Below are 11074 nucleotides of genomic sequence, written 5' to 3'. Positions count from 1 at the left end.
GTGGAACTCGCGGCGTTCTACGATCGCCAGGGCGCCGATGAGCTGATATTCCTTGACATTACCGCTTCGCACAAACAGCGCGACACAAAGGTCGAACTCGCGGCGCGGGCGGGGGATGAGGTTTTCATTCCCTACACGATAGGTGGCGGAATCAGCTCCCTCGAGGACATTAGAAATATCCTGAAAGCCGGCGCCGACAAAGTGTCTGTCAACACCGCGGCTGTCAACAACCCATCGCTTGTTACCAGTGCCGCGGAGAAATTCGGGAGTCAGTGTGTGGTCGTGGCGATCGACGGACGCCGAAGCCGCGATGGAACATGGGAAGTCCACACGCGCGGCGGGCGCGCGCCAACGGGCATAGAGGTCGTTCACTGGGCAAAGAAAGTCGAAGAGCTTGGCGCCGGGGAAATAATGCTCACCAGCATGGACAGGGATGGAACCAGGCTAGGTTATGACATCCCCATGACCCGTGCCGTCTGCGAAGCCGTGTCAATACCTGTCATTGCCAGCGGAGGCGCTGGAAACATTGAGCACCTGGCCGAAGTCATAGAACAGACAGGATGTGACGCGGTTCTCGCGGCAAGCATCTTTCATTACGGAGAGCACACCATCTCGGACGCCAAGAAGTGCCTTGCGTCGAGAGGAATTGAAGTCAGGCTGACTTAGGATAAAACGCAACACTGGGGGTCAGGCCCCCAGTGTTGCGTTTAGCGCAATAAACGATCAGCGACTTTAAAAAAAGACCTGACCCCCGGAAGTTAAATGGTATTATTGGATCAGCAGGCGCAAAAGACGAACATGCCGAGCAAATAGGAGATAGTGAAATGGACAGAAGGGCGTCGGCGTTGTTGATTGTACTGGCAGTGCTTGTTTCTATGACAGCCTGCTTGACGTTTGGCGGATGCTCCTGGAGCACAAAGAAGCGCAAACTCAAAATTGGCGTAATTGTTTCGCTTTCCGGGCTGGCCGCGCCTCTTGGCGAACCGGAGCAACGATCAATCAATCTCTTGAAGAAGCAACTCGAGCGCGACCATGGCATAAACGGAACTTCTGTCGAGTTCGTCATTGAGGATGACGAGAGCGATCCCGCGAAGGCGGGCGCCGCCGTGTCCAGGTTGATCGCTCAGGAAAAGGTTAGCGCAATAATCGGAGGCAGCTCTACCGGATCAACACTTGCCATCGCTTCCGTCTCCACAAATGCGATGGTTCCTGTTGTGGCAATGGCTGCCGGAACGAAGATTACACAACCCGTGAGGAATTATATCTTTAGCGTCGCGCCTGGTGACGCGCTTGTCATAAAGAAGGCGTTGCTCTACTTTCAGAATGAGTTAAAAGTTAAAAAGATCGCTATACTGCACGACTCGAACGCTTACGGCACCGGCGGCGCCGACCAGGTCAAGGCACAAGCGCCTCAGTACGGCATTTCAATTGCGGCTAACGAGAGCTACGGATCGGCTGACACGGATATGATCGCGCAACTCACAAAGATAACCCGAACGGACGCACAAGCAATCCTCGTGTGGGGAACCAATCCGGGTCCGGCGTCGATCGCGAAAAACATGCGACAGCTCGGCATTGATCTTCCATTTGTGGGTTCTTCGGGCATCGCCAACAAAAATTTCATCGAACTCGCGGGCGCCGCGTCAGAAGGCGTAATCTTCCCCGTGAGCCGTCTTTTGCTGCCATCGACGATACCTTCAGGCAAATGGAAAAACGCTGTGGGTAAATTCAGCGGGCTGTACAAAAATGTTTATGGGAAGGAAATCGATCCTTTTGCCGCTCACGGCTGGGACGCCTCCAACATTGTGGTCAACGCTATGAAGGTCGCCGGCGGCGACAGGGCGAAAATCCGCGATGAGATCGAGAAGCTGAAAAATTACGCTGGCGTCGATGGAGTATTCACCTACTCGCCGACCGACCACGCCGGCCTGGATCTCAAGGCGCTTGTGATGGTCAAAATACAGAATGGCCAATGGGTGGAGGTCAGGCAACAATAGCAAGCAGGAGAATGTTGCATGAGCGATAGTGAAACAACGGTACAAGGCCCGGACGATATGTCATACGACGAGAGAGGGTTGACGCCCGTAATCGTCCAGGAGGACAGTACCGGCGAGGTGCTCATGCTGGCTTACATGAACAAGGAGTCACTCGCCCGAACCCTCGAGACCGGTCGCACCTGGTTCTACTCCCGAAGCAGGCAAGAGCTCTGGCCCAAAGGGGAGACGAGCGGCCACGTGCAGAAGGTCAAAAAAATTTATTACGACTGTGATGCTGACGCGCTGCTCGTGCGAGTTGATCAGGTCGGAGCGGCTTGCCACACGGGAGAGCACAGTTGTTTCTACCGTGAGTTGCGCGCATGTGGGGAGCAGTAACGCAACAGGTGCTCGCAAGGACAGATTCGATATAATTCAGATGGGGAAATATTCTAACAGCGGTAGGAAAAACATTTGCCACAATATGATATTGATTCAGGAATTTTGGAATTTGTCGATGAGTACATCGACCATTTCGTCGCATGGGACGTTCTGGCCTATTTTCACGAAAATCAGGAGGCGCTGGAGAAGCCTTCTGGTATCGCACTCGAGGTGGGAAGGCAAGTCGACGTCGTGACGCCAATTTTGAAATCCCTGGTGGAGAAAGGCGTACTGGCCGTCGAGATAGACACCGCTGTCGAGACAGAAGAGTTTACATACAGGTACATAGCTCGCGCGGAGTTTCGTGATAAAATGGAAGAGTTCCTCAGCGCGACACGCGATCGAACGAATCGTCTGGCTATCGTAGGCATCGTGCTTCAGAAAGAAGCCAGAAGACTTTGATTTAACTTTGGGGTCAGGCACCGTCTACCGCGCAGCGGTAGACGGAGAGGTAGACGGAGAGGTAGACGGTGCCTGACCCCTCTTAAACTAGAATCAACTTCGAGCGGGAGTAGCTCAGTTGGTAGAGCGCGACCTTGCCAAGGTCGAGGTCGCCGGTTCGAGTCCGGTCTCCCGCTCCATCCGATTTCTCTAGTTTGTAGGGCGGCGTAGCCAAGTGGTAAGGCAGAGGTCTGCAAAACCTCCATCGTCGGTTCAATTCCGACCGCCGCCTCCAGCGATGAATCACGCTGGCGCTCGACAAGAACCGTTACAGCGCTGTTTGAACATTCATCTTTCATAAGTTAATATGACCCAGTCAGATTTGATGTGGGCGCGTAGCTCAGTGGGAGAGCGCTTCCCTGACGCGGAAGAGGTCGGTAGTTCGATCCTACTCGCGCCCACCATTATTTTTCGCAGCCCATGAGTAAAACACGTGATGGGATCGGCATGTCTGAAGAAATAATTGAAGTTACCACCCTTCGCCATACCACTTCTCACGTGATGGCGCAGGCCGTCAAGAGGCTTTTCAAGGACACGAAGCTCGCGATCGGCCCGGCGATCCAGGACGGCTTCTATTACGACTTCGGCCTCGAACAAACGCTCAAGCCCGAGGATCTCGTAAAAATAGAGAAAGAGATGTCTCGCATAGTGGAGGAGGATCTCGTAATCTCGAAACGGGAGCTGACACGCGAGGAGGCCATTCGCCTTTTTGAGGAACGCGGCGAACTTTACAAGGTCGAGCTTGCAAGAGAGATCGAGGATGAAAATCTCACTATCTACGAGCAGGGAGAGTTCGTGGATCTGTGCCGCGGACCGCATCTCGCGTCAACAGGCTGTCTCAAAGCGTTCAAACTTCTTTCAATAGCGGGCGCCTACTGGCGTGGAGACGAAAAACGTGAGATGTTGCAGCGCGTCTACGGTACGGCCTATGACCGCGACGAAGATCTGGATGAGCACTTGAAGCGCCTGGAAGAGGCTGAAAAGCGCGACCATCGCCGTCTCGGCCAGGAATTGGAACTGTTCTCGATCCACGAAGAGATCGGGCCGGGACTCGTCGTTTACCACCCGAACGGGGCAATTGTCCGCACTGTCATAGAGGATTTTCTGAAGGCGGAGCACGCGCGGCGCGGTTACCAGCTCATCATTTCCCCTCACATCATGCGTCGCGACGTCTGGAAGACCAGTGGACATCTCGACATGAATTATCCGATGTACTTTTTTGACATAGATGGGCAAGGCTACGGCATCAAGCCCATGAACTGCCCGGCGCACATATATATTTACAAGTCTCGCACCCGCGGGCATCACGAGTTGCCAATTCGTTTCTTCGAACTTGGGACGGTCTACCGCCATGAGCGTTCGGGCGTGCTTCACGGACTGTTGCGCGTCCGTGGTTTTACACAGGATGACGCCCACATTTTCTGTTCCATGGAACAGGCCGCGGACGAAATAAACGATACTCTTCGTTTTGCCTTTGAAACACAGAGGATGTTTGGATTTACAACGTTCAAGATCGCGCTGTCCACGCGTCCCGAGCACTCCGTTGGTTCCGATGAGGATTGGGCGACGGCCACCCACGCGCTCAAAAAAGCTCTTGAGGATCATGGTCTTGAGTACACTGTTGATGAAGGTGAAGGTGTTTTCTACGGTCCCAAGATCGACGTCAAGCTGCGGGACGCGATAGGGCGTTACTGGCAGGGCCCGACAGTTCAGTTCGACTTCAACCTCCCCGGGCGCTTTGATATGACTTACGCGGGCGCCGACAACAGCGCGCATGTTCCTATCATGATTCACAGAACGGTACTGGGCAGCCTGGAGCGCTATCTCGGCATCCTCATAGAACAGTATGCGGGAGCTTTCCCAACGTGGCTCGCGCCGGTCCAGGTAGAGATAATTCCTATCGCTGACCGCCACGTCGATTACGCGCGCGATGTCTGCCGCGAACTGGAGGCGCGAGGCGTACGTGTCAAGGTAAACGATGAGAGCGAGACCACGGGCGCCAAGATTCGCAAAGCCTCGCGCATGAAAATTCCCCACATGGTCATCGTAGGGGATCACGAGATCGAGGAAGGGAACGTGAGCGTACGGTCTTACACCGGACGTGACGAGCGAGGCGTTGATCTCGAAAAGTTCACTTCGGAACTCATCCGCGAGATTTCAGCCAGGGCGCCGCGTGAGGCTTGAACGATGGAGATAATGTTCACCCCGTGGAGGTACGAGTACGTGAGCACTGTTGACGATCGAAAAGGATGTGTCTTTTGCGACACGGCCGCGGACGACAGTGACAGAGACAACCTTATCGTCTACCGCGCGGAAAAGTGCTTCGCGATACTCAACATGTATCCGTATTCAACCGGACACCTGATGATCGTACCGTACGAGCACGCGCGAACAATTGAGGATCTCGACGTGGACACTCTCTCGGAAATGATGACGGTGGCGCAGAAATGCATGAAGGCCATCAGGAACGCGTTCGAGAACGAGGGTTTCAACATTGGGATAAACATCACGCGCGTCGCGGGCGCCGGCATCACCGAGCACGTTCACATGCACGTCGTTCCACGGTGGTCCGGGGACGCGAACTTCATGTCTGTAACAGGGAACACCCGGGTGCTGCCGCTCAGCCTCGACGAGGTTTGGAAAAAGCTAGCCGAAGAACTCCCCGTATAACGCATAGGGGTCAGGCACCGTCTACCTTTCCGTCTACCGCTAAAGCGGTAGACGGTGTCTGACCTTAAGAGTTCTCGCGTTCTTTTTTCGCTTGCTCGATAATTTTCTGGGCCGAATGATCCGGCACTTCCTCGTAATGAGAGAAATCCATCTTGAAGACACCGCGCCCACCGGTGATTGAGCGCAGGTCTATCGAGTATCGGCGCATTTCTCCAAGCGGAACCTGGGCGCTCACTACCTGCATTTTCCCTTTTGGTTGCATCCCTGAGATGCGCCCACGCTTGGAGTTCAGGTCGCCTATGACTTCACCCATGAACTGATCCCGGACGGTCACCTCGACGTCCATGATAGGCTCGAGCAACACAGGATCGCACCTGGCGACACCGTCCCTGATGGACTTCGACGCCGCCAGCTTGAACGCCATCTCGGACGAGTCCACGGCGTGAAACGAACCGTCGTAAAGCGTAACTTTCACGTCTACAAGCGGGTAACCCGCGAGAGGCCCTTCCCGCATAGCTTCGATAACTCCTTTTTCGGTTCCCGGAATGTACTGCCTTGGGATCGCGCCGCCAACTATCTTGTCTTCGAACTCGAAGCCTTCGCCTCTCTTGCGGGGCTCGATTCGCAGAAACACGTGGCCGAACTGCCCGTGGCCGCCGGTCTGTTTCTTATGCTTCCCCTCGGATTCGATGCCCTTTCGAATGGTTTCTTTGTACGGGATGAGGGGAAGATCGGTCAATACATCCACGCCGAACTTCCGTCGCATCTTCTCAACCGCGACGTCTATGTGCGTCTCGCCCGCTCCCGAGATAATCGTCTGGTTTACCTCGGTATCGCGGTGTACCGTAAGCATCGGATCCTCTTCGCGCAGCCTGCCAAGCGCGGTCGAAAGCTTATCCTCGTCACCTTTGGTCTTGGGCGCCACAGTCAATGACATGACCGTGGCGGGGTACTCGATGCGCGGAAGCACTATTGGCTTATCTTTGTCGCACAAAGTGTCGCCCGTGAACGTCAAAGAAAGTTTCGCGAGGGCGCCAATCTCTCCGGCGACCAGTTGAGGAACCGAGGATTGCTCCTTGCCCGTGACGCGATATATCTGTCCAACTCTCTCGGTCTTTCCGTGTGTCGAGTTGAGCACGACACTGTCCGCTTTGAAGACGCCGGAAAAAACGCGGAAGTACGTAAGTTTGCCGACGTAAGGATCGGCAAGCGTCTTGAACACCAGCGAGCACATCGCCTCATCCTCGGAACGCCGGCGAGTTGCCTCTTCCTCCTTGCCGGGAAGCGTTCCCACGATGTCAGAATTCTCCTCTGGAAGCGGGAGGACGTTATTCACAAAATCGAGAAACTCAGCGATGCCGATGCCGGTGGGCGCCGCGCCGCACAGGACGGGGACGATCTTTCCACTTCGCACCGCATTCTTCAGGCCTGTCGTGATCTCCTCGAAGGAGAGCTCTCCTTCCTCCAGGTACTTTTCGAGCAGCGTGTCATCAGTTTCCGCTACGGCCTCAGTCAACGCGTCTCGCCCCTCGGCGACAGCGTCGGCCATCATCGCAGGAACGGGAATCTCATCCGATGCGCCCTGGCCCGCCGGTGAGAACGCTTTTCCATTTAGTAGATTCACCACGCCACTGAAGTCGTGCTCCTCTCCTATAGGAAGCATCAGAGCCACTATGTTGTCCCCGAACGTATCGCGGGCGTCATCTATCACGCGGTCGAAGCTCGACCGCTCGCGATCCAGCTTGCTCACGAATATCACCCGCGGGATCGACAGCGAAGCAACTGTGTCCCACATTATTTCGGTTTGAACCTCGACCCCATCCACACCGGACACCACGAAGCAAGCAGCGTCGATGACACTGGCAACCGATATGGCGTCGCCCACGAAGTCGGCGTATCCAGGCGTATCCACAAAAATCACGTGGGTGCCTTTCCAGTCAACAGACGCCAACGCGCAATTGATCGATATATTTCTCTTTATTTCTTCTTCGTCGAAATCCGTAGTCGTGTTGCCCTGCTCGACATTGCCCATGCGCGTTATAGCGCCGGATGCATACAGCAACGCTTCAGCAAAAGTGGTTTTTCCGGCGCCGCCGTGGCCAAAAAGCCCGACGTTCTTGATCGGTTCAGATGCGCTCACAATAAGCCCTCCCTGTAATACGTTTATTTGAAGGCGACGGTATGACATTATATCTATAGCGCAACGTCTGGCGCAAAATTGAGTGTGCAAAAAGGGGTCAGACCCCTTTTTGCACAGTACTGTGTTCGGAGACATGTTTTGAGAAAATCAAAGTGCGGCCCCGCGCGGGTGACCTGTGTCGAGCCGGGCTCTCCCGCGGATCTGGCCGGCATCAGATGCGGTGACAACATCTGGAAGATAAAAGGGACGCGACTGCGGGACATCATTGATTTGCGGATGGCGCTTGCGGACGATGGAACGCATCGACTTGAGGTAGAGCGCGCCGGCCGCCGGTTCGCGACAGCGTTGAACCTGCTCGGGCACCCGCCGGGGCTCGAGTTTTCCGACTCGATATTCGACCAGGTAAAGACGTGTGGCAATAATTGCATTTTCTGCTTTGTCGATCAGTTGCCTGATGGGTTGCGCGATTCCGTGTACGTGAAAGATGACGACTACCGCTTGAGTTTTCTTGGCGGCAACTTCATCACACTCACCAACATGAAGCGCGCCGACGTGAAACGCGTAGTCATGGACCGACTTTCACCGCTGTATGTCAGCTTGCATTCGACCGAACCGGCTGTCCGAAAAAAGTTATTTGGAAACAGTGACGCTCCGCGCGCTTTGAAAATCCTGAAAGAGTTGTTGAACGCTTCCATTAAAGTTCACATTCAGATAGTGCTTGTGAGAGGCGTAAACGATGGCAAGCGCCTGGATGTGACTCTTCACGATCTGCTCGACCGTTATTCAGGTGTCAGCTCAGTGGGAATCGTGCCTGTCGGTATCAGCACAGGCGGGAGAAAGGCAATCCCCGACGCGTACGGATATGACGCCGCGTCATCCGCTGATGTTCTCGAGCAGGTTGACAGGTGGCGCCCTGATTTCGGCGCCGCGCGGATCGGCGCCGCGGACGAGTTTTATTTCATGGCGGGAACGCCGCCGCCGGAAGCCGACTGTTACGGTGAGTATCCGCAATGCGAGAACGGCATAGGCATCGTCCGCCAGTTTATGGAATCATATAAGAAAGCCGCGCGGCAAATGCCGCTGTGCCGCGGCGCTTGCGCCGGCGTAACATTGATCACCACTCCCATCGGTTACTGGGCGCTGGCGCTTATCGGCATTGAGGAGACCGGGGTCAGTCTTCTCGTATGTGAAAATACGTTGTTCGGTTCTCGCGTGAACGTTTGCGGCCTTCTTTCTGGAAAGGATGTCGCGCGCAATCTGTCCTGCGCGCCTGGCGTAAGCCTGGCGCTCGTGCCGGACGTAGCGCTCGATGACGACTTCAGGTTTATAGATGGAACAACTCTCGCAGATGTCAGCCGTGAATCTGGTGTCAATGTTGAGTCTGTTTCTGCCAACGGTGAAGCGCTGGTTAAGGCTCTCAAAACAATAGAAATGGAAGGGACGTGATCGTGAGAATCAATGACCTGCCTGTGGTTGCGATACTCGGCAGACCCAATGTCGGTAAATCCACGCTTATCAACAGAATAACCGCGCGAATGACCGCTATAGTCGACTCGACACCCGGTGTCACGCGTGATAGGAAGTACGTGCCAGCTGTGTGGCTCGACCAAGAGTTTATCGTCACGGATACTGGCGGAGTGGGGATAGAGAAAGGTTTCCTCTCAACTGACATTGAACGGCAGGCGTTCTTCGCCGCGCAAGAAGCGGACGTTGTGATCATGGTCGTTGACGTGAGAACGGGCGTGACGTGCGACGACGAGTGGCTGGCGCGGCGTTTGAAGCAGTTGAAATGCGAGGTTCTGCTTGCGGTAAACAAAGTGGACAACCCCGCCCAGGAACATGAAGCGTATGTTTTCTACTCTCTTGGACTTGGCGACCCCATAACTATCTCGGCGCAGCACGGCCTGGGAATAGGAGATCTTCTAGACAGGGTTGTCGCGAACATGGCGTCCGGAAAAGCGTCTCCGCCCAAGCCGCAGATCGCTGTCACTATCGTTGGCCGCCCGAACGTGGGCAAGTCCTCGATACTGAACAAGATGGCCCGAGAACAGAGAACTCTTGTCCACGATGCGCCGCACACTACGCGGGACACAATTGATACGATCGTCGAGGGAAAAGACAGAGAATATCGCATACTGGACACGGCGGGCATCCGTAAAAACAGGACAGGCATGAGCGACATAGAGTATTACTCTTCCTTGCGGACATATAAGGCAATCGAGGACGCGGACGTGGTGCTGCTTGTAGTAGACAGCGCCGAAGGGCCTACCGAACACGACCAGAAAATAGCCAGCGTAGTTGAGTCTCGCGGGCGCGCGTCCATCGTGCTGCTCAACAAGTGGGATCTCGTGGAAGACACTCGCCAGGCCAGGGGCGTGATGGATGCCATCGGATACAAGTTCCGCTATGCGCCCCACCTTCCGCTACTCAGAGTATCGGCTTTGACGGGGCGGGGCATCGACAAGATACTGCCGCTCATCGACACAGCTTATGAAGAGTGGAACCGCCGGGTTTCGACGCCCGCGCTCAATGAGTTTCTGTCGCTTGTGAAAGACAAGATCGCTCCACCGAGGAAAGGTGGCAGGCAGTTGAAACTCTACTATGCTACCCAGGCAGGGAAGGCGCCGCCAACGGTAGTGATATTCGTGAATGACGCGAGTCTGGTGAAACCCGATTACCGCAAATTCATTTCCAGGCAGCTGCGGGAGGAGTACGGCTTCTGGGGAAGCCCGCTGCGCGTGCGCTTTCGTACGGCCGGAAAAGACAGGATCACGCATGCGAAGCATTGATTTCTCTTGTCGTTGCGGGCTATAGTTTCCGTACAGAGAAGAAAAAGCGCGGGGAATTGAAGTTTTCACTACAAGAGGCTTGTGGAAGGGGGTGAAGTTCTTGACAAAGAAAGAGCTCGTGGATGAGGTTGCCGCAAAGGCGAATATCTCCAGGAAGGACTCGGCGAACGCTCTTGATGCTACGCTTGCGGCGATCACCAAGGCGCTAAAGAAAGGCCAGAAGGTTCAGCTTATCGGGTTTGGCACGTTTGAGGTGCGCAAGAGGAAAGCGCGTACGGGAATCAATCCACAGACGAAAGAGAAGCTCAAGATCGCGGCGAGCAAGGTTCCTGCGTTCAAGGCAGGCAAAGCTCTAAAGGACGCGATCGCGAAGAAGTAAATCTTTCCGGCAACAGTATCGAACAAAACGCAACACAGGGGGTCAGGCCCCTGTGTTGCGTTTTTGAGAGGCAGGCAAAAAAAGCGTATCGATTCGTGATATGATTCATTATTATAGTTATGCAATTTTATTCCAGTGAAGGTTGATGACATGAAGAGAGCGATTGGTTCTGTCAGCGTGATGATGGCTTTGGCGATGGTGGCGTGCATGTGCGTGTTCGCGCCGGTGGCGCATGCCGCGC

The 11074-nt window shown here is 54.8% G+C and carries 10 protein-coding genes and 3 tRNA genes; 12 read left to right on the top strand and 1 reads right to left on the bottom strand.

Annotated elements, in window-relative coordinates; translation table 11 throughout:
- The 9 genes from CVT63_06255 to CVT63_06215 all read left to right on the top strand — a co-directional run.
- On the top strand, positions 1 to 666 hold a 666-nt coding region (locus tag CVT63_06255; GenBank protein ID PKQ27778.1), incomplete at its 5' end, for an imidazole glycerol phosphate synthase subunit HisF.
- A 158-nt stretch (positions 667 to 824) separates the two neighbouring features.
- Positions 825 to 1997 (top strand): hypothetical protein, encoded by a 1173-nt coding sequence (locus CVT63_06250; GenBank protein PKQ27777.1) that lies wholly within the window; start codon positions 825 to 827, stop codon positions 1995 to 1997.
- Between the two features lie 18 nt (positions 1998 to 2015).
- Positions 2016 to 2372, top strand: coding sequence for a phosphoribosyl-AMP cyclohydrolase (locus CVT63_06245; protein ID PKQ27776.1), 357 nt, complete (start codon positions 2016 to 2018; stop codon positions 2370 to 2372).
- A 105-nt stretch (positions 2373 to 2477) separates the two neighbouring features.
- Positions 2478 to 2816 (top strand): hypothetical protein, encoded by a 339-nt coding sequence (locus CVT63_06240; protein PKQ27775.1) that lies wholly within the window; start codon positions 2478 to 2480, stop codon positions 2814 to 2816.
- 103 nt (positions 2817 to 2919) lie between these two features.
- Positions 2920 to 2995 (top strand) — tRNA-Gly (locus CVT63_06235).
- Positions 2996 to 3016: 21 nt separating this feature from the next.
- Positions 3017 to 3090 (top strand) — tRNA-Cys (locus CVT63_06230).
- Positions 3091 to 3184: 94 nt separating this feature from the next.
- Positions 3185 to 3259: transfer RNA gene (locus CVT63_06225), tRNA-Val, on the top strand.
- 16 nt (positions 3260 to 3275) lie between these two features.
- The gene (locus tag CVT63_06220; protein PKQ27774.1) at positions 3276 to 5039 is read left to right on the top strand and encodes a threonine--tRNA ligase; all 1764 of its coding nucleotides are present in this window, start codon (positions 3276 to 3278) and stop codon (positions 5037 to 5039) included.
- A 3-nt stretch (positions 5040 to 5042) separates the two neighbouring features.
- On the top strand, positions 5043 to 5525 hold the full coding sequence (locus CVT63_06215; protein PKQ27773.1) for an HIT family hydrolase: 483 nt from the start codon (positions 5043 to 5045) through the stop codon (positions 5523 to 5525).
- Positions 5526 to 5589: 64 nt separating this feature from the next.
- Here CVT63_06215 and fusA read toward each other — a convergent pair whose 3' ends face one another.
- Positions 5590 to 7713, bottom strand: coding sequence for an elongation factor G (gene fusA / locus CVT63_06210; protein ID PKQ27772.1), 2124 nt, complete (start codon positions 7711 to 7713; stop codon positions 5590 to 5592).
- A gap of 90 nt (positions 7714 to 7803) precedes the next feature.
- Here fusA and CVT63_06205 point away from each other — a divergent pair, with 90 nt between their 5' ends.
- The 3 genes from CVT63_06205 to CVT63_06195 all read left to right on the top strand — a co-directional run bounded on the left by CVT63_06205 (position 7804) and on the right by CVT63_06195 (position 10833).
- On the top strand, positions 7804 to 9111 hold the full coding sequence (locus tag CVT63_06205) for a DUF512 domain-containing protein (GenBank protein ID PKQ27771.1): 1308 nt from the start codon (positions 7804 to 7806) through the stop codon (positions 9109 to 9111).
- Positions 9112 to 9128: 17 nt separating this feature from the next.
- Positions 9129 to 10454: a ribosome biogenesis GTPase Der gene (gene der, locus CVT63_06200; protein ID PKQ27780.1), complete on the top strand. Its 1326-nt coding sequence runs from the start codon at positions 9129 to 9131 to the stop codon at positions 10452 to 10454.
- A gap of 100 nt (positions 10455 to 10554) precedes the next feature.
- Positions 10555 to 10833 carry a DNA-binding protein gene (locus CVT63_06195; protein ID PKQ27779.1) on the top strand — a complete coding sequence of 93 codons (279 nt, stop codon included), beginning with the start codon at positions 10555 to 10557 and terminating at the stop codon, positions 10831 to 10833.
- Positions 10834 to 11074 lie beyond the last annotated feature (241 nt).

It is taken from the genome of Candidatus Anoxymicrobium japonicum, from assembly GCA_002843005.1.
Lineage (GTDB): Bacteria > Actinomycetota > Geothermincolia > Fen-727 > Anoxymicrobiaceae > Anoxymicrobium > Anoxymicrobium japonicum.
This window is presented reverse-complemented; position numbering and strand designations above follow the sequence as displayed.